Below are 19,490 nucleotides of genomic sequence, written 5' to 3'. Positions count from 1 at the left end.
TAACTTCTTTGCTTTCGCCGAATTTTGAGGTGGGAATATTACTGCCCGCAAATAGCGGGATAAATACAAACACGCATCATAATGGAGCTTTTCACATACGATGCGTGTTTGTATTTTACATACGAACAATTACCGAGCCGCCACCTGGGGCGCAAACTTGATTTTGCTGTTGTTCCATTGATTTGATCAATTGGTTGTTTTCCTCAATTAATGAGATTAATTTTGCTAATTGACTTTCGAGATTCGTCATTCGTTGCATCATATAATAAGAGTCGTTAGAAAGTGGTGGGGTAGTTCGTACTGCTTGGTTTTGATGAGGGATAGGTGGATGATTGAAATGTGAATGCATGTAGGGATTCATGGAATTTCTTCCTCCTTCAATAAAAGATGACTTTCTATAGTAAATGCCTATATACGTGTAAAGGTGACTTATGAAAAATAGGGGGAATAAGTACGAAATAGTTGCGAACTAAATAGGAATAGATTGATAAACTTTTGAAGCGATCAGTAATTTTTCTTTTAACTCCATTTTACTAGCTCCTTTTATTCGGAATTCAGAAAATTAGTATTTATCATTATATTTTTATGATATTATAAAATGTAAATTAAAGGAAGAGGGGGAGCTTATGTCGATTCAAAGTGGATATGAAGAAAACTGTTTCATTTGTCAAAAACATAAAGGGAATATTCAAGTACCAGGAGGAGCAATCTATGATGATGACTTTGTGTATGTGGGACATGTCTATTGGGAAGAAGAAAAAACGTACCTTGGATATTTGATGATTGATATAAAAAGACATACACCAGGGTTGGCTGAGTTAACTGAAGAAGAGGCAACAGGTTTCGGCCTAATTATGAGTAGGGTGAGCCGAGCGCTAAAAGAATGCGAGGGCGCAGAGCATATATATGCTTTCGTTTCTGGTAATGGAGCAAACCATATGCATATGCACCTCATTCCCCGTTATCCAAATACACCGCAAGAGTTTTGGTCTCCGGCTAAAATAGCAAGTTGGGAAGGTGCACCTCATGGACAAGCAGAACAAATACAAAAATTATGTGAAAGAATACGAACGTATATGGTGAACGAGTATGCATATAACAAATAACAGACAATATTCATGGGTTGGTAGCGATGAAATGTGTTTAGGGGAAATCTCAGTTAAGCAGTATGGTGATATAGTACTTGGCAGATATGGCGGAAATAGAAGTGCAGGCGCAAAGAAAAATGAAGACGGCGCTCTCGTTTGGTCAAATAAAGATTGGGAATTTGCGATGATATTAGATGGACATAATAGTGCAGAAAGTGTCGCGTTAGTCGTACATACAATACAAAATGAATATGAAAATATAAAAAAATTATTAGAAGAACCGATTGAAACAGCATTTCGTTCAGTTGAAAATCATATTCTTACAATTTTTCAATCGCATTCGTTCAAACAGGCGTGCGAGCAAGTAAAAGGTGAAACAGCTTGTTTGATTTGTGTACGAAAAGAAAATTATATTTGGTGGCTTTCTATCGGGGACACTCTAGTTTACGTATTGCATGAAGAGCTACATAAACTAGGGCAGCATGCAATAAATCAACGCCATTTTTATGAATGGGTTGGGAATGTGAATACATTTTCTTTACCCGTTCCATGTTATTCTTCGGGTATTCGAGAACTACGTACAGGAAGTAATAGAATTGTAATGGTGACAGATGGCGTATTAGAGTGCGGAGAACGTCGTTATGAAAATCCAATTCATTTATATAGAGATATATACGAAAACAAAGCGGAATTAACAGAATGTATTCAAAATGTGCTAGAGCATGTTCATCATCAACTTGGACGAGATAGTGCAACAATAATTAGTTGGGATTATGATAATCGTGTGTATGCTACTTATCCGAGCGATCAACCGGAGAAAATACGAACTTCAAATTAGTAAAATAGGGGGGGAGGAAATGAACAGGCCGTTATTGCGTGCAGAAGCGATTATCGTAAATGAGGAAAATAATAAGGTTCTTGTTCAATGTGATGACAAAGAAACATTTTATCGTTTTCCAGGTGGATCGATTGAATTTGGAGAATCGGCATGTGAAGCAATTGTTCGAGAATTACGTGAGGAATATAATTTACAAGTTCAAGTGGCAGCATTAGCGATTGTAAATGAGCACATATTTGAAATAGAAGGGAAATCGCATCACCATTGTACATTGTTTCATTGGTGTAAGCCTATAACGTCTGTGCATGAAGTGTTATTTCATCAAGAACATGAAAATATTATTCTTATATGGAAAAGTGTACAAGAGTTGAAGGATAAAGCAATTTATCCAGAGGGAGTTATTTCTTTATTCGAGCAGCAGGGTCATGCCAGTCATTCCCTAGTTCGAAAAATATATTCTTAACATGATTTGAAGTATGTAACTAGGTTTCCGAAAAGAATTCTCTCACTTCAATCGTGTGAAGTGTGTAGCTCAACGATAAGTGGGAGATGAATTTTCGATGGGTATAAGTCAAAGTGGTTGTATTTATCTGATAATTACATTAGAACCCGTCCGTACACATAGAGAGGTTGATAACACAAGGATACAGGTTATATAAAGATTAATAAGGAGGATCAATATGAAAGTTTTCGATTTATCCAAAACAGTTATTAATCAATCAAAGAACGATCTTATTTATAAAACAGAAGATGAAAAGTATTGGATGTATGAAGTTATTTTTCAATCAAAGGAAGGTATACCACCTCATAGTCATCCATTTGGAGAAGATTGTGCCATTGTATTGTCAGGTCATTTAGACTATTACGTTTCTAATAAAAAAACAATACGAGCATCTAAAGGAGAAATGGTATTTGGATGGAAGAATCATATACATGGTTACATAAATAACGAAATGGGACCGCTACACCTATTAATCCTCGTTACACCGAAAAAAATCGGATTAGAGTATTTATCCGATGATGATCCGAAAATCGTTCATGTATCGGAAGAAAAACGAATAATGAAGCAGTTCGAATACCGATTAGCAAGTTCTCCCTTGTCTTCTTTTGAAAAAATAACAGTAGATGGCACGTATTCCGAAGCATGTAATGAGAAAGGGATTGTGATTTTTATTCATTGTGAAGATAAAAAAGTATACATATTTGAGGACGAGTATATCGAGATAACTACCTCAAATCCTACGGTGTTTATAAAGTATACTGCTAAGATTTAAGTATATATACTTCCTCTATTTATTCCAATGTATGAATTTATCTGTTTGCTAGAAGTATTTTCTCATAATAACTATATTCACGAGAACTCTTCTACTTTAAATAGAGAATTAGGATTTCATTATATTGTTTACAAATAATATTATCTCATGATAATAAAGTTACTTAAAAGTGTACTTGATTAAAATTGATTAAATCACAGATAAACCACCAGTTAAATGGTGACTTCATAAAACGGAAAGGTATGCTCTTTTGGGAGGCGATGTTTATATGCAACTACATTTTTACAATGCAGGATTCAAAAAAGCAATTAATCAATATACATTGACTGAAGAACAACTTTATTACACAGGTATACCAAAAGAGTGCGTAAAGCTATCAAGTCAGGATTCAGATCGGTACTCAATATTGGTTATGAAAGACGATGAACTTGTAACATTTTTTGTTCTACATAAAAACGATGGGGTTAAGCCATATACAGATAATGAAAAATCTATTTTAATTAGAGCCTTTTCAACAGATTTTCATCATCAAGGGAAAGGTTATGCAAAACAAACCTTGGAAATATTACCTACGTTTATTCGAAATAATTTCTTGGAGATTAATGAAATTATATTAGCAGTAAACGTTAAAAATTTAGCTGCACAATCTTTGTATAAAAAATGTGGTTTTATTGATAAAGGGGTTAGAAGGATGGGACGTAAAGGCGAATTAATTATTATGAGTTACTGTTTATAAAAATCACTAGTACTAAGGAACAACTATATATTTGCAGTGTAGACAATGCTAATGTTGGCTATGCGATATTTACTTATTTTGGATTTCTTACTATATGACGTATATGGATGGAATGGAAGTATGGTAGGGAATCAAAAGAATATGTAATTTCTTTCTTGTTTATTTTGTTTTATATTTTTCACCTTAATATATCCGTATGGTGCTGAACGTGATCAAGAGATGGGGTGATTTTGTGTTGTGGAAACTTTTAATAGTTGTAATAATCATTGTCATACTTTTTCTTTTAGAGAATGTGCTAAGAAAAAAATTACATATACCTAGGAAAAATAGCTTTATATATAAAACTGTAAATGATGCACATAAATGGGGGGAAATTAGTATTTTTACTATTTACTTAATTACTAGCTTCATTTTGATAGTGAATTTTGATTATATTAATATAGGTTACTTGATCTTTGCATTTTTAATAGTATTACAAGTTTTTCGAACATTTATGGAATGGAAATATGATAAAGAATCGAAGGAATATGTAATTTCTTTTTTGGGGGTTATATGTTTAACAATTTCATTTAGTGTTGTAATGTATTTATTTTAGAGTGAAAACAAGAGTAGTGTGTAACTGCTCTTGTTTTTTTACTTATCATTTCATTTTCTTAAAGCTTCTAAGAACAAGAAACTCCCACAATCTCCACGGAAGAACCTTTTTAGCAGCCATCATCAGTTTTACACCTTTCCCAATTGGGTATCGTAATGTTGCCCTTTTTGTTTCAGCAATCGCGACAATCTTTTGAGCGACATCTATTGGATTGCCGAATGTGTCATTATGATTAATATGATTTTGTATCTTATCCATATACTCTTTATAGGGAGATGTAGTTTCTGAATAATTTTCAGCAAGTTCTTGTCCAACTTCCCATATGTTTGTATTATAGGAACCTGGCTCGATTAAGCAAACGTCAATCCCAAATGGTTTTACCTCTAGGCGAAGAGATTCACTCCAACCTTCTAATGCGTATTTGGAAGAAACGTAGGGGGATAAACCAGGAAATCCTACTTGACCACTAATACTGCTTACATTAATGATTTTACCGCTTTTTTGTTTTCGCATATAAGGTAATACAACTTGAGTAATAGAGATAGCTCCAAATACATTTGTCTCAAATTGCTTTTTATATTCTTCTATTGGTACCTCCTCTACAAATCCGCCACTTGCGTATCCTGCGTTATTGACGAGAAGATCTACTTGGTTTACTTCTTTTAAGAATAGTTGAAATGCATTGATAGAATTTTGATCCGTAACATCTAATTGCTGTATTTTGATATTTTTTTGTAAGGATAAGGAATTCGCCTGAGATAATAGTTTGGTTTGCTTATCAAGATTACGCATTGTAGCAATAACAAAGTAACCTTTTTTCGCAAGCTCAAGGGTGGTTAAAAGACCAAAACCACTAGATGCACCTGTAATAATTGCGGTTTTTTTCATGTTTTGCTCACTTTCTTTTTTCTTTCATCATAACGATTTCTCTTTGGAAAATCTATTATTCTCTTACATTATATAGCCAAGCATAGATATTGTTTCTCTACATACATTTGTTATATTTGAAAATAATTATCAAATATAATGGGGGATTTTATTGTTAATTCAATTTACGGCCTTTAAGCAAGTATCGCCGAAATATGTTTCGCTGGCGATTGATTTTATATCTGTATTTTATGCGATAGGACAAATGGTTGGTCAGGGGTTGCAGGTTGGCTCATTGAAAAGGTGAACTTTGCGGCGGCATATGAGTTAGGGGCTCTCGGTTTCTTAATTAGTTTATGTATTGGGGTTAGTTTGAAAAAAGAAGGTCATATAGATTCGGTATCTGTGAAACAGTAAATATTATGTGTTGTATGATAATAAAGGTACTAATTTCAGTAATAACGGGTCATCCTCACTTTGAATTAAAAAGAGGGTTGTATCAGTCTAGTAACGAAATAGAAAAATGAAATAAATATTATATATGTCGCGTTCGGTATATATAGATTTAGGGTGTTTAAAGTGGGTATTAGATTTTCATTGCAATAAATCTAAAGCAGTGTATGAAGGAGTGTGGGAAGTTGTTTCATGCCAAGGATGTTTTATCTGATCAATTGTTAGTAAACGCCAATGACCCTAGTTGGTACCTTCCGTTCTCAGAATCAGTTAAGAATTTGTCTGAGGAAGAAGCGTTTTGGAAACCTAATGAAGATTGTAATAGTATTGCTGAAATTGTACAGCATCTATTTTATTGGAATACAACATGGCAAACTAGATATAACAAATCACATGTTAATGCCGTGCCTTCCATCGGGGATAATAGTAAAAGCTTTATATTTCCGGATGATCAAACATTTGATAATTTGAGAGAGCAGCTACTAGAGGTACTGTTACAATGGCAAAATCTATTAACTGAAGAAAAAGTTGAAAGTGATGTAGATGGATTTCCTATGTCTGCAAAGTGGTGGGAGGTACTGGCAAATGTAACAACTCATAACGCACATCATATTGGTCAAATCATTTATATTCGGAAGCTGCAAAAGAGTTGGTACCGAAGAAGTAAGTGAGAATTTTACAGGTTAATAGTTTGGTTTTATATAAAAAGTTGGTTAGGATCCGAAAAGTACAATACTCAATCATGAGAATACGTGTCGACAATAATAATTGTTGTGTGGTAATCAAAATCGTTAATTGGAAAAAATAAAGTTTACTATATAAAGGATGAAACAGCTCTCTTCAGTATTGAAGGGGGCTGTTTTTATCTTTTATGAACGAGCAGTATGTGGCAGTTTGGAGAAATAGTATTTACATTCGTTTATTTTTATTGTTTTCTAACACTGTGTATAAAAGTGGACATAACGAGACAACTGTCTCATTATGTCCACTTTTTTCTCTTTTAAAAAGAGAAAAATCCTATCATTCTAACGTTTTAAAATTGGCACGGTACTTGCTATATAAAAGTTGAACAAGAAAATAGGAGGGCTGAAACATGTTAAAAACAACTGAAAGTAAAGGGAATGAAATGACACAAGAACAAGCTCGTTGGATGTACGAAAAAATGTTAGAGATTCGTAAATTTGAAGATAAGGTACATGAATTGTTCGCGCAAGGTGTGTTACCAGGTTTCGTTCATTTATATGCCGGGGAAGAGGCAGTAGCAGTTGGTGTGTGCGCCCATTTAACAGATAGCGATAGTATTACAAGTACACATAGAGGTCATGGTCATTGTATTGCAAAAGGTTGTGAGTTAGACGGTATGATGGCTGAACTTTTCGGAAAAGCAACTGGTTTATGTAAAGGAAAAGGCGGATCGATGCATATTGCTGATTTAGATAAAGGAATGCTTGGTGCAAACGGTATTGTAGGAGGCGGTTTTCCACTTGCATGTGGATCAGCACTAACAGCTAAATATAAAGGGACAAAAGATGTAAGCGTTTGCTTTTTTGGTGACGGTGCAAATAATGAGGGAACTTTTCACGAGGGTGTGAATTTAGCAGCAATTTGGAAGTTACCTGTTATTTTTGTTGCTGAAAATAATGGTTATGGTGAAGCGACACCATTTGAATATGCATCTAGCTGTAAATCAATTGCAGATCGTGCGAAGGCTTATAATATTCCAGGTGTTCGCGTTGATGGAAAAGATCTTCTCGCAGTATATAAAGCAGCGGAAGAAGCAGTTGAACGTGCGCGTAATGGAGAAGGACCAACTTTAATTGAATGTATGACATATCGAAATTATGGTCACTTCGAAGGAGAAGCACAAACATATAAAACAGCGGAAGAAAAAGAAGAACATTTAAACGAGAAAGATGCGATCGTGAATTTCCGTAAACATTTAATCAATAAAGGCTTGCTGACAGAAACTGAGCTTGTAAATATGGAAAGAGCAGTCGATGAGGCAGTGCAAAAAGCAATTGAATTTAGTGAGAAGAGTCCATATCCAGCTGATGAAGAATTATTAACGGATGTGTATGTTTCTTATAAATAAGAGGAGAGTGAAGAATAATGACTAGAACTGAGAGTATGTCAACTGCAATTAATGAAGCGATGAAATTAGCGATGCGCCGTGATGAGAATATCATTTTAATGGGGGAAGACGTTGCGGGTGGTGCACAAGTTGATCACTTACAAGATGACGAAGCATGGGGCGGTGTGCTTGGTGTTACGAAAGGGCTTGTGCAAGAGTTTGGTCGCGAGCGTATTTTAGATACTCCAATTTCAGAAGCGGGATATATGGGAGCTGCGATGGCTGCTGCTGCCACAGGATTACGTCCAATTGCTGAGCTAATGTTTAATGACTTTATTGGTAGCTGTTTAGATCAAGTGTTAAACCAAGGGGCAAAATTCCGTTATATGTTTGGCGGAAAAGCGAAAGTGCCTGTTACAATTCGGACAATGCACGGAGCTGGATTCAGTGCAGCAGCACAGCATTCTCAAAGTTTATACGCGTTATTTACAAGCATTCCTGGAATTAAAGTTGTCGTTCCGTCAACGCCATACGATGCAAAAGGTTTATTACTAGCAGCCATTGAAGATGATGATCCAGTTATCTTCTTTGAAGATAAAACATTGTACAACATGAAAGGTGAAGTTCCGGAAGAATACTATACAATCCCATTAGGGAAAGCAGATATTAAGCGAAAAGGTTCCGATGTGACAATTGTGGCAATTGGTAAACAAGTTCATACAGCATTAGAAGCGGCAGAGCAGTTAACGAAAAAAGGATTAGAAGTAGAAGTAATTGACCCTCGTTCTTTATCACCATTAGATGAAGATACAATTTTAGCATCCGTTGAAAAAACGAACCGCTTACTTGTAATTGATGAAGCGAATCCAAGATGCAGCATTGCAACGGATATCGCGGCAATTGTTGCAGATAAAGGATTTGATTTATTAGATGCACCAATTAAGCGTATTACAGCACCACATACACCAGTTCCGTTCTCACCACCGCTTGAAAAGTTATATTTACCAACACCAGAAAAAGTAATTGAAGCAGTGTCAGAAATGATTGGAGACCGTTCATTACTAAATGTATAACAGAACAATGAGAAGGGAGAGAGAACAATGGCTGTAGAAGTTGTAATGCCGAAATTAGGAATGGCAATGAAAGAAGGAATTGTCACTGCTTGGAATATAAAAACGGGCGATCATGTGACAAAAGGTGAATCACTCGCAAGTATCAACTCTGAAAAAATTGAAATGGAAATTGAATCGCCAGCAGATGGAACAGTTTTAGACATAGCTGTAGGAGAGGATCAGGGTGTCCCGCCGGGTACTGTTATTTGCTATATCGGTAAAGCAAACGAAGCGGTGCCGCAGCATGAAGAACAATCTACTCCAGAAAATCCAGCACTTAAAATAGAAATACCTACAGATAATATACAGCACCCAGAGCCATATGCAAAAGAAGGAACGGCACAAAGAATTAAAATTTCCCCAGTAGCTAAAAAAATTGCGAAAACTGAAAATCTTGATATTACGAAATTAATAGGAACAGGACCTGGAGGACGAATTACGAAGATTGATGTTCTAAAAGCGGTGGAAGAAAAGGCTACAATTCCACAAGTAATAGGGCAAGAACAAAGTAAACAAATTCCTGTAACTGGTATGCGAAAAGCAATTGCGAGTCGTATGCACGCTAGCTTACAAAACAGTGCGCAATTAACATTAACAATGAAAGTAGACGTTACAGATTTAGTTGCTCTACATAAGCAACTAGCTCATAGTGTGCAAAAACGTTATGAAAACAAATTAACGATTACAGATTTTGTTTCTCGTGCTGTTATATTAGCTCTTCAGGAACATAAAAGTATGAATAGTGCGTGTATTGATGATACAATTCATCAATTTGAACATGTTCATTTAGGAATGGCAGTAGCATTAGAAAAGGGTTTAGTTGTACCAGCTATTCGCTTTGCGAACAATTTATCGCTTGTACAATTGTCTAAAGAAATTAAAGTAGCTGCCTCAAAAGCAAGGGAAGGTACATTAAATAGTGATGATATGCAAGGAACGACATTCACAATTAGTAATTTAGGGGCATACGGAATCGAATATTTCACACCGGTACTTAATACACCTGAGACAGGAATCTTAGGTGTAGGAGCTATTGAACATGTACCTGTATACAGGGGAGAAGAATTACAAAAAGGTAGCATTCTACCTTTAAGCTTAACATTTGATCATCGTGTATTAGACGGTGCACCGGCTGCTGCGTTTTTACGTACGATTAAACAATACTTAGAAGAACCAGTAACAATTCTTTTATAAGAAGAAGGTGAGAGAATGAGCAAATTAGTTGTAATCGGCGGAGGACCAGCGGGATATGTCGCTGCAATTACTGCGGCTCAAAATGGGAAAGAAGTTATTCTCGTGGAGGAAAATGCGCTTGGCGGTACGTGTTTAAATGTAGGATGTATGCCGACGAAATCGTTGTTAGAAAGTGCGGAAGTGCATGATATTGTGAAACATGCGAAGGAATTTGGAGTAAGGCTTCCTCAAGATGATGTTGTAATTGATTGGCAACAAATGCAAAATCGAAAAAAGAAAGTTGTTACACAGCTTGTACAAGGTATCCAATATTTAATGAAGAAAAATAAGATTACAGTGATAGAAGGAAAAGCACGCTTTCAAACGGATCATCGCTTGCAAATTATACAAGGAGATAAAAAAGAAACTGTAGATGCAAATCAATTTATTATCGCATCTGGATCAGAACCTACCGAATTACCCTTTGCACCGTTCGATGGAAAATGGATTTTGAATAGTAGTCATGCAATGTCACTTGAAAGCATTCCAGCGTCATTACTTATCATTGGTGGCGGAGTCATTGGATGTGAGTTTGCTAGTATTTACAGTAGACTTGGAACGAAAGTAACAATTGTAGAAATGGCATCGCAAATTTTGCCTGGTGAAGATGAAGATATTGCAAATATTTTAAGAGGAAAATTAGAGAGTGATGGTGTTCGAATTTTTACTGAAACAAGTTTAAAAGGTTTGAATAATCATAAGAAGGAAGCATTGGTTGAAAATAAGGATGGTTCCTACCAGTTAAATCCAGAATATGTTCTTGTGACAGTTGGTAGAAAACCACGTGTGAATGAATTAGGACTCGAAGCAGCTGGGATAGAATTTTCAAGTAAAGGGATTCCTGTAAATGAGCACATGCAGACGAATATTCCACATATTTACGCAGCAGGTGATATTATTGGTGGAATTCAGCTTGCTCATGTCGCTTTTCATGAAGGAGCTACAGCTGGACTACATGCATGTGGTGAAGAAGCAAAAGTGAATTATCACGCAGTACCGCGGTGCATCTATACAGCGCCAGAAATTGCAAGTGTTGGTTTAACGGAAAAGGGAGCGCGTGATCAATATGGAGATATTCTCGTTGGAGAGTTTCCATTTACCGCAAATGGAAAAGCACTTATTTTAGGAGAACAAATTGGCAAAGTGAAAGTCATTGTCGAACCGAAATATCAAGAAATCATTGGAATTTCGATTGTGGGCCTTCGGGCAACAGAACTAATTGGACAAGGAACGGTTATGTTACATACAGAAGTAACAGCTGATATTATGAGAGATTTTATCGCAGCACATCCGACGTTATCAGAAGCAATTCATGAAGCATTGTTACAAGCGATAGGACATGCTGTGCATGCGTGAGGAAATGGTATAGAAAAACACAAGTTTCTATGGAACTTGTGTTTTTCTTATTTATCCCGCATTAACGGGCAGTAAGACCCCCACTGATTAAAGCTTCACTTTATTAATGCGAAATGAGGAAGCTTTATATATCAGTTTATCCCGCATTAACGGGCTGTAATACTCCGACCTCAAAACTTAAGAAAATGCGAGGAAGTTTAGGTGGGAGATAAACAGCCCGTAAAAGCCCGATTGGTTCAACTAACAATCAGTAGGGATGGAGAAAACCCCCACTGATTGAAGTTTCACTTTATGAAAACAAAAATGATTATACAAAGACTTCTTATTTGTAATGGATGCATCTATGATAGACTGGAATTATTAAGATTTACTATTGTGGGAAATTTCGGCAAATTGTTTGATTCGGTTAAAAAGAATTTTGGTGCCGGATTCTTCTAAATTAACTCAATACTAAAGGAGTATACTATGATTATTAATAAACAAGAATTTGATGTAAGTGGACTCAATTATACTATTAGATCTGCAATGGCTAAAGATGCAAAAGACTTGTCTAATTTAAGATTACAGATTGATGGAGAAACTGAAAATTTAGATCGAGAACAAGGTGAAGGTTTTATAGATACATTAGGATTTGAGAGGATTATACAAGAGGACACGGAAAAGCCACGAAACTTATTTTTGGTTGCGGTAGTACATAATCAAATTGTTGGATTTTCAAGGTGTGAAGGAATCGATTTAAAAAGATTTTCCCATAAGGTAGAGTTTGGCGTATGCATTCTAAAAGATTTTTGGGGATATGGAATTGGTAAGAACTTTTTGAAAGAATCTATACATTGGGCTGACAATAATAAGATTAAAAAAATTACTTTGAATGTGCTAGAAACAAACGACAAAGCGATTACACTGTATAAAAAGTTAGGTTTTGAAGTTGAAGGGGTATTAAAAAATGATAAAAGGCTTGCTGATGGTCAATATTATAATACAATCCTTATGGGGCGTTTCACCGGGGAATAGTTTATAAAATTATATATAGATATAAAGGAGGAAGAACCTTGCAATTTAGAATGAAATTTTATATAAGTATCATTTCCACTATTTTGTTTATTATAGCAAGTACAATCTTTTTTCTGGACGATCATTCAATGAAATGGTTATGGGTTTGTATAACGGTGAGCTCTGTTGTACAAAACGTAGTGTTATTTAGAAAGTGTAAAAGCGCCCATTAAAATATTCGAATTGTTAACATGTTTGTGTCATCTGTCTGCTTTTTGTTGAAAGCGTTTTTTAGGAGTTTTATAATAAAAATATCTTTCTTCGCAAGAGCTCCTAAATACGAATCTCCAAAATAATAAAAAGGGAGATGATAGAATGTTAGCATCACCGTTTTACTTACATACATGGAAAAAGTTTGTTGATGAAGGTGTTCTTGATTCTACTAGAATAAATAAAAGAATTTCAGAATCGTGGCATCGTTCTAAGCAAGCGAATGTGAATCCACATATGAATAAAGGTCAGAATATTTTAACTTCAAGTGTATTTGATGAACAAAAACAGAAAAGCGAAATTTTCCTTGATATAGCTTTACCACATTTACAAAATATGCAAAAAACAATCGATGAATTACAGATGATGGCACTGTTAATTGATCCTGATGGATATGCAATTTCTATAACTGGAAATAATAGGACGTTAAAGCAAGCTAAGCACATTAATTTTATTGAAGGTGTGAAATGGACAGAAGCAGCTGTAGGAACGAATGCGATTGGGACAGCACTGGCAATTGAAGAAGCCATTATGATAAGTGGTACAGAACATTATTCTGTCGCATCTCATAGCTGGAGCTGCGCAGCTACACCCATTCATAATGATGATGGGAAATTAATTGGTGTCCTTGATTTTTCATGTCCTATCGAGTTTTCACATCCATATATGCTAGGGATGGTAACATCTATTGCGCATGCGATTGAGCGTGAATGTAGCATTCGTGTACACCAGCATGAATTACAATTAATTCATCGTTTTTTAGATGTAATTGACAGTGAGGAGCCAGTAGTGATTTGCAATCATCGGCAAGTTGTCATTTCTGCAAGTAAACCGATTCGCGAACAAATTTCTAATTGGTCACGCATGAAGGTAAATGATTTACTGCAGTACGGATTTCAAAGTCAGATGGAAGTACCTGTATATAATAATGACAGGATGATAGGGAAGTGTATATACCTATCAAAAAGTCAATTTCAAAAAGTGTATCACGCTGTACAAATGCAGAAGGAAGTACATTTCCCAGGAGTTGTTGGAACGAGTGATTCATTTCAGCGTACATTAGAAGAAATTAAACTTGTTTCGCAGGCTGATGCGAGTGTTTGTGTTTGCGGAGAAACTGGAGTCGGGAAAGAATATGTCGCAAGAGCAATTCATGAGAATAGTACAAGAAAAAATGGTCCGTTTGTTGCAGTTAACTGCGGAGCATTACCGAAAGAATTAATGGAAAGTGAATTGTTTGGTTATGTGGAAGGAGCCTTTACAGGTGCTCGCCGTCAAGGGTATAAGGGGAAATTCGAACAGGCGAATGGCGGAACGATTTTTCTTGATGAAATAGGAGAAGTTCCACCTGAAATGCAAGTAGCTCTTTTACGTGTTTTACAGGAGCGTAAAGTAACACCGATTGGAAGTGCGAAAGAGGTGCCAGTGGATATTCGCGTTATTACTGCAACGCATCGGGATTTACTTCAACTAGTAGAAGAAGGGAAATTCCGTCAAGATTTATACTATCGTTTACATGTATATCCAATTTATGTACCTTCTTTATGCGAAAGAAAAGAAGATATTCCATACTTTATCCAAGATTTTTGTAAAAGGAAAAATTGGAATATTCAATTTCCAGCAAAAGTATACGAGCAATTCCTACATCATAAATGGGCAGGAAATATTCGTGAACTACTAAATGTATTAGAACGTATATACATTCTTTCTCAAGGGCGAGAAATATGCGAAAACCAAATTTCTTTCTTATTACAAACAATGAATGTAAATCAAAAGAATTTGGAATTAAAAGAACAAAAAGCTATGAAACATGAACATACATTAACGTTCCGTGAAAAAATACAGCGGGATGGAATGATTGAAGCACTTCAAAAAACGAAGGGAAATGTCTCGCTTGCGGCAAAGCTATTAGATGTCCCGCGCAGTACATTTTATAAACGAATGCAGCGATTTCAGTTATAAAAGAAGCAGGTTTCTATCAATCTGCTTCTTTTATATATGTGCACGTTCTGTCGGAATATGCGCTTACCGGGGAAATAGTAGAAAGGAATACTTTCTATAGAGATGAGGGGGGGTAAAATCATATGGTTGAATCCCTTGCTATACATTTGAAAGGGCATTTTCTTTAAGAAATTGGGAAATCATATGATATTCATTCAACACCCTTTTTTTACCGGTATCTGTTAAATGCCAAGTATCTTTCGTAATATTTCTATGGTCTTGTAGAGGAAGAACATCAATTACCATGCCATCAGTAGCAAAAGCTGTTGCGATAAGCAAAAATCTCTTCATAAAAAATATTTTTCCTGCTAATAAAATATTTTTATGTACTGCTATGTCCTGTAGGTAAAACATTGCGTTTTTGATAACATCGTTTGCGGTAGTAGCTTCTCCTATGATTGGAATGATTCGTTCCTCAGGGATTCCAGATTTAACTAAGATTTCTTTATGATAGATAAACTCATTTGCATTTAAAAACGCATTATGTACACTTGGAATCATAATTGTTTTAAAGCCTTCTTCATGAAACAACTTGATAATATATTCATTTAATTCAACATAATGACCAGGATGGTAGAGTACTACATCTGGATTTTGAAATTGATTTTGTCTTTCTATAAAAATCATTTCACTTAATAGAGTAGTAAATTGGTTATTCATAATATCCATACCTTTCTAAAGAAAATCAGTACTTATTTTTGAGTTATTCGTCGTTATAAAACTTTCTCCTTTTTTATTTTACAAGGGGGAATTTGTCAAAACATGCGCTTACCAGGGAAATAGTAGAGTGTTTAAAATGAAATTTCCAAGAAGTAATGCAAAAGGAGAGTTAAAAGTGAAGTATATAGAAGTCGGTATCGGAAATAAGTGGTTTATTCGAACGGAAACAGAGCGAGAAGATGGAACGGAGTTTGAGCAAAAAGGAATCGTGAAACCTATTTATTTCGAATCTTTATATGTACGAGTTTGGTTCCGAAAAATTTGTTTCATTTTAGATTCTAAAGAAGGGTTTAAGAAAGTACAAAAGAAGCGAAGTGAGTATAAGTTTATTTTTGGGGTTGTGAGTAGATTGCAATAAAATAATGGGAAAAGGAGATGTCTGTGTGTTTATAAGAATTGTGACCTTTATATTAGCAATTGCCTTAATGGGTTACATCGTTTATAGCTGGGGTGATGATTCGAAACAAAGCATGTTGATTATACAATTGCTACTAGGGTGTATAGTGATTGGTATCGGTCTACAAACTTATAGAAAAAACGAGAATGAAAATAAGATTGTAGGGATTGTTTGTTTTGTGGTAGCGATTTTTTGTATAGTTGTTCCCCTGTATAAATATTTTAAATAATTGATGACAAAGGTTTATAAAAGACAAATAGAAGACACGCAAGGAGACTGAACATGCCAATTTCTACATACTACAAACAAATCCGTGAAAAAGTAGGATCTAAGCTTATTTTTATGCCAAGCGTAGCGGCAATCATTAAAAATGAGCAAGGAGAAATCTTATTTCAATATCCTGGCGGTGAATATTGGAGTTTACCGGCAGGAGCAATTGAGCTTGGTGAAACACCAGAAGAAGCGGTAATTCGAGAAGTGTGGGAAGAAACAGGATTACAAGTGCAAATAAAAGAGATAAAAGGTGTATTTGGTGGGAAAGACTTTCGTCATACATACGAAAATGAAGATCAAGTGGAATATATCGTTGTTGTATTTGAATGTGAAGTAATAGAAGGCGAATTGAAAGCGATAGATGGGGAGTCTTTAAAGCTACAATATTTTTCAGCGCATAAAAGACCTAAGTTAGCATTGCCATATCCTGAAGAACTATTTTTATAAGAATGATAGAGTAACACACTTTCTTTATGTAAGGGAAAGTGTGTTATCTGTTTTTATATAACCCCGCTGTATACATCTCAGTTAATGTATAAACAATCTCCTCTAAATTTACTTCCTTCTCATTTCGAACAATTTCCCATAAAAACATCTCATTCATAGAGAACCAACCACGCGCTACAATTTCCTTGTTTAATTCATTTCGGGCTAGTCCATTTTCCTGAGAATAGGTGATATCTTGCATAATTCGATTTATAAAACGTTCTTGGATCTCATTCCACTTTTTGCGAACTTCTTTTGATGCACCGATAGCCTCTTCAACGACTTGTAATATATTTCTTTCTTCTTCAGTTACTTGTAAAAAAGATCGCGTTTGATTTCGTATCATATTGTGAGCTTCTTTTTTTGTTTTAGGCAAAAAGGAACGCTCGGCAATTTTGTAAAATCGATTCATAGTATCTTCCATAAGAACAATGAGGAGATCATCTTTATTTTTAAAATAAACATATGCAGTACCGTATCCAGTTTCGGCATGTTTAATAATTTGAGAGATTGTTGTTTTATGAAAGCCATTTTCTAAAAAAATATTGTAGGCAGACTTTAATAGTTTATTTCTCGTTTCAATAGATCGCTGTTGTCTTGTTGAAAGAAGACTTTTTTCCACAAATAACACCTCTTTTATACTGAAATATCTGAAAATATAACTTTATTCTAGTGGAAGCGAATGCCAAAAGTCAACTGACATAATATCATTGACGTCGTGTCAGTTATAATGTTATATTTCAATTAGTTAGAATAAAAAGAAAATTAAGAGAAGGTGAAAGAATGTATCAAGAACCATTTGAACCATCTTATGAGTATGCGGTGGAATGTGATAAATACGATGAACTTGCTGATTTCCAAAAAGAATTTTATAAAAAAGAAAATACAATATATTTAGATGGCAATTCACTAGGATTACTTTCAAAAAGAGCAGAAAAATCTTTACTTACTATGTTAGATTCATGGAAAGAGTATGGGATTGATGGATGGACAGAAGGGGAACATCCTTGGTTCTTTCTTTCAGAACGATTAGGTGAATTAACTGCTCCACTTGTTGGTGCTTTGCCTGAAGAAGTAATTGTAACCGGTTCCACGACGACGAATATTCACCAAGTTATTGCGACGTTTTATGAGCCGAAAGGAATTCGCACAAAAATTCTCGCGGATGAATTAACGTTCCCGTCAGATATTTATGCGTTGCAAAGTCAAATTCAGTTAAAAGGGCTTGATCCAGATGAACATCTTGTACGAGTAAAGAGTCGAGATGGTAGAACATTACAAGAAGAAGATATTATTGAGGCAATGACGGATGATATCGCATTAATTTTATTACCGGCTGTTTTATATCGAAGCGGGCAAATTCTTGATATGAAGCGTTTAACTGCTGAAGCGCATAAGCGTGGTATTCATATCGGTTTTGATTTATGCCATTCGATCGGTTCCATTCCGCATGATTTTAAAGGATGGGATGTTGATTTCGCAGTATGGTGTAATTATAAATATTTAAATGCAGGACCTGGTGGTGTCGCTGGGTTATATGTAAATAAGAAACATTTTGACCGTCTTCCAGGGCTTTCTGGTTGGTTTAGCTCAAGAAAAGATAAGCAATTCGATATGGAGCATACATTAACAGCAGCAGATCATGCTGGGGCATATCAAATTGGTACCCCGCATGTATTAAGTATAGCGCCATTAATCGGTTCACTTGAGATTTTCAAAGAAGCTGGCATTGAAAGATTGCGAGAAAAATCATTACATATTACTCGCTATATGCTAGATTTAATTAACCATGAACTGCAAGATGCAGGTTTTACAATTGGAAATCCATTAGAAGATGAGAAACGCGGAGGCCATATTTATTTAGAACATCCAGAAGCTGCACGTATATGTAAAGCGTTAAAAGCAAATGGAGTGATTCCTGATTTCCGTGCACCAAATGGAGTTCGCCTTGCGCCAGTGGCTTTATATAATACGTATGAAGAAGTGTGGAAGTCTGTACAAATTTTGAAGAAGATTATGAAAGACGAAGAATATAAAAAGTTTGAGAACAAACGAGAGGTTGTGGCTTAAGCGATGAAAGGTTCTGACTGGATTGATATTTCACAACCATTAAATAATGAGATTGCGACTTGGCCAGGAGATACACCTTTTTCCTATGAAGTATCATGGTCAAAAGAACAGAGCGGCTCTGTTAATGTTGGAAAGATAACGATGAGTATCCATACAGGCACACATATTGACGCACCATTTCATTTTGATAACGAGGGAAAAAAAGTACTAGATTTAGATGTTAATGTCTATATTGGGAAAGCTCGAATCATTGATGTATCAGGTATGGAAAGCATTGGTGCAAAAGAATTAGAAAAATTTAAGTTAGAAGGTGTAGAAAGGCTATTACTTCGGACTGCTTCACATGGAAATGCACAGGAGTTCCCAGGAACAATACCATATTTGCGTGCTGATATTGCGCCGTTTCTTTCGGAAAAGGGAATTCGACTAATTGGAGTGGATGTACCTTCTGTAGATCCACTCGATGATAAAGAATTGGCAGCGCATCACCAATTATTTAAACACGGTATTCATATTTTAGAAAATGTTGTATTAGACCATGTACAAGACGGAGATTATGAACTGATTGCCTTGCCACTTGCACTAATGGATGCAGATGGGAGTCCAGTTCGTGCTGTCATAAGACCACTATAAGAATAAACAGATGATGCATAAAAG

23 protein-coding genes are annotated in these 19,490 nt (G+C 35.4%); 19 read left to right on the top strand and 4 right to left on the bottom strand.

The features are described 5' to 3' along the window. Window positions 1–115: 115 nt before the first annotated feature. Window positions 116–349 carry a hypothetical protein gene (locus CN373_RS09360; protein WP_033664708.1) on the bottom strand — a complete coding sequence of 78 codons (234 nt, stop codon included), beginning with the start codon at window positions 347–349 and terminating at the stop codon, window positions 116–118. A gap of 277 nt (window positions 350–626) precedes the next feature. Here CN373_RS09360 and CN373_RS09355 point away from each other — a divergent pair, with 277 nt between their 5' ends. From CN373_RS09355 to CN373_RS09330, 7 genes are all read left to right on the top strand, one after another. Continuing rightward, window positions 627–1,106, top strand: a complete 480-nt coding sequence (locus CN373_RS09355) for an HIT family protein (protein WP_000027407.1) — start codon at window positions 627–629, stop codon at window positions 1,104–1,106. Next, the gene (locus CN373_RS09350) at window positions 1,090–1,926 is read left to right on the top strand and encodes a PP2C family serine/threonine-protein phosphatase (RefSeq protein ID WP_098359159.1); all 837 of its coding nucleotides are present in this window, start codon (window positions 1,090–1,092) and stop codon (window positions 1,924–1,926) included. Before CN373_RS09355 ends, CN373_RS09350 begins: the two co-directional genes overlap by 17 nt. A gap of 19 nt (window positions 1,927–1,945) precedes the next feature. Further along, window positions 1,946–2,389, top strand: coding sequence for an NUDIX domain-containing protein (locus tag CN373_RS09345; protein WP_001081501.1), 444 nt, complete (start codon window positions 1,946–1,948; stop codon window positions 2,387–2,389). 217 nt (window positions 2,390–2,606) lie between these two features. Further along, window positions 2,607–3,200 carry a cupin domain-containing protein gene (locus CN373_RS09340; protein ID WP_000862190.1) on the top strand — a complete coding sequence of 198 codons (594 nt, stop codon included), beginning with the start codon at window positions 2,607–2,609 and terminating at the stop codon, window positions 3,198–3,200. A gap of 268 nt (window positions 3,201–3,468) precedes the next feature. Then, window positions 3,469–3,936 carry a GNAT family N-acetyltransferase gene (locus CN373_RS09335; protein ID WP_001175940.1) on the top strand — a complete coding sequence of 156 codons (468 nt, stop codon included), beginning with the start codon at window positions 3,469–3,471 and terminating at the stop codon, window positions 3,934–3,936. Between the two features lie 107 nt (window positions 3,937–4,043). Beyond that, entirely contained in the window at window positions 4,044–4,142 is a 99-nt protein-coding gene (locus tag CN373_RS26160) for a DUF4181 domain-containing protein (protein ID WP_111901918.1), read from the top strand. Beyond that, window positions 4,133–4,531 (top strand): DUF4181 domain-containing protein, encoded by a 399-nt coding sequence (locus tag CN373_RS09330; RefSeq protein WP_235674868.1) that lies wholly within the window; start codon window positions 4,133–4,135, stop codon window positions 4,529–4,531. Before CN373_RS26160 ends, CN373_RS09330 begins: the two co-directional genes overlap by 10 nt. 45 nt (window positions 4,532–4,576) lie before the next feature. Here the strand turns inward: CN373_RS09330 and CN373_RS09325 are convergent, their stop codons facing one another. Next, complete coding sequence (locus CN373_RS09325) at window positions 4,577–5,419, bottom strand: oxidoreductase (RefSeq protein WP_098359158.1); 843 nt, start codon at window positions 5,417–5,419, stop codon at window positions 4,577–4,579. 617 nt (window positions 5,420–6,036) lie between these two features. Here CN373_RS09325 and CN373_RS09320 point away from each other — a divergent pair. The 7 genes from CN373_RS09320 (at window position 6,037) to CN373_RS09285 (ending at window position 14,848) form a co-directional block, all read left to right on the top strand. Then, entirely contained in the window at window positions 6,037–6,522 is a 486-nt protein-coding gene (locus CN373_RS09320) for a DinB family protein (protein WP_098359157.1), read from the top strand. A 422-nt stretch (window positions 6,523–6,944) separates the two neighbouring features. Next, entirely contained in the window at window positions 6,945–7,943 is a 999-nt protein-coding gene (locus tag CN373_RS09315) for a thiamine pyrophosphate-dependent dehydrogenase E1 component subunit alpha (RefSeq protein ID WP_098359156.1), read from the top strand. Window positions 7,944–7,960: 17 nt separating this feature from the next. After that, window positions 7,961–8,995 (top strand): acetoin:2,6-dichlorophenolindophenol oxidoreductase subunit beta, encoded by a 1,035-nt coding sequence (gene acoB / locus CN373_RS09310; protein WP_098359155.1) that lies wholly within the window; start codon window positions 7,961–7,963, stop codon window positions 8,993–8,995. 27 nt (window positions 8,996–9,022) lie between these two features. Next, complete coding sequence (locus CN373_RS09305; RefSeq protein WP_000257802.1) at window positions 9,023–10,228, top strand: dihydrolipoamide acetyltransferase family protein; 1,206 nt, start codon at window positions 9,023–9,025, stop codon at window positions 10,226–10,228. 15 nt (window positions 10,229–10,243) lie between these two features. After that, the gene (gene lpdA, locus CN373_RS09300) at window positions 10,244–11,623 is read left to right on the top strand and encodes a dihydrolipoyl dehydrogenase (protein WP_000041205.1); all 1,380 of its coding nucleotides are present in this window, start codon (window positions 10,244–10,246) and stop codon (window positions 11,621–11,623) included. A 465-nt stretch (window positions 11,624–12,088) separates the two neighbouring features. After that, window positions 12,089–12,637, top strand: a complete 549-nt coding sequence (locus CN373_RS09295) for a GNAT family N-acetyltransferase (protein WP_000586220.1) — start codon at window positions 12,089–12,091, stop codon at window positions 12,635–12,637. A 354-nt stretch (window positions 12,638–12,991) separates the two neighbouring features. After that, window positions 12,992–14,848, top strand: coding sequence for a sigma-54-dependent Fis family transcriptional regulator (locus CN373_RS09285; protein ID WP_098359154.1), 1,857 nt, complete (start codon window positions 12,992–12,994; stop codon window positions 14,846–14,848). 138 nt (window positions 14,849–14,986) lie between these two features. Here the strand turns inward: CN373_RS09285 and CN373_RS09280 are convergent, their stop codons facing one another. Further along, the gene (locus tag CN373_RS09280; RefSeq protein WP_001064612.1) at window positions 14,987–15,547 is read right to left on the bottom strand and encodes a hypothetical protein; all 561 of its coding nucleotides are present in this window, start codon (window positions 15,545–15,547) and stop codon (window positions 14,987–14,989) included. 175 nt (window positions 15,548–15,722) lie between these two features. Between CN373_RS09280 and CN373_RS09275 the strand changes: the two genes are divergently transcribed. Genes CN373_RS09275 through CN373_RS09265 form a run of 3 tightly spaced genes read left to right on the top strand, consistent with a single transcriptional unit; the run spans window position 15,723 to window position 16,724 of the window. Continuing rightward, window positions 15,723–15,965 (top strand): DUF3977 family protein, encoded by a 243-nt coding sequence (locus CN373_RS09275; protein WP_033664706.1) that lies wholly within the window; start codon window positions 15,723–15,725, stop codon window positions 15,963–15,965. A 4-nt stretch (window positions 15,966–15,969) separates the two neighbouring features. Beyond that, a complete protein-coding gene (locus CN373_RS09270; RefSeq protein ID WP_002056812.1) occupies window positions 15,970–16,233 on the top strand; it encodes a DUF3953 domain-containing protein in 264 nt (87 codons plus the stop codon). Window positions 16,234–16,286: 53 nt separating this feature from the next. Further along, window positions 16,287–16,724 carry an NUDIX domain-containing protein gene (locus CN373_RS09265; protein WP_098359153.1) on the top strand — a complete coding sequence of 146 codons (438 nt, stop codon included), beginning with the start codon at window positions 16,287–16,289 and terminating at the stop codon, window positions 16,722–16,724. A 43-nt stretch (window positions 16,725–16,767) separates the two neighbouring features. Here the strand turns inward: CN373_RS09265 and CN373_RS09260 are convergent, their stop codons facing one another. Further along, a complete protein-coding gene (locus tag CN373_RS09260) occupies window positions 16,768–17,385 on the bottom strand; it encodes a TetR/AcrR family transcriptional regulator (RefSeq protein WP_000415730.1) in 618 nt (205 codons plus the stop codon). Between the two features lie 161 nt (window positions 17,386–17,546). On the opposite strand from CN373_RS09260, the gene kynU reads away from it, so the two are divergent. Continuing rightward, window positions 17,547–18,833 (top strand): kynureninase, encoded by a 1,287-nt coding sequence (gene kynU / locus CN373_RS09255; protein ID WP_000284182.1) that lies wholly within the window; start codon window positions 17,547–17,549, stop codon window positions 18,831–18,833. A 3-nt stretch (window positions 18,834–18,836) separates the two neighbouring features. Next, the gene (gene kynB / locus CN373_RS09250) at window positions 18,837–19,466 is read left to right on the top strand and encodes an arylformamidase (RefSeq protein WP_000678667.1); all 630 of its coding nucleotides are present in this window, start codon (window positions 18,837–18,839) and stop codon (window positions 19,464–19,466) included. Window positions 19,467–19,490 lie beyond the last annotated feature (24 nt).

Source organism: Bacillus cereus (assembly GCF_002561295.1).
GTDB lineage: Bacteria > Bacillota > Bacilli > Bacillales > Bacillaceae_G > Bacillus_A > Bacillus_A cereus_S.
This window is presented reverse-complemented; position numbering and strand designations above follow the sequence as displayed.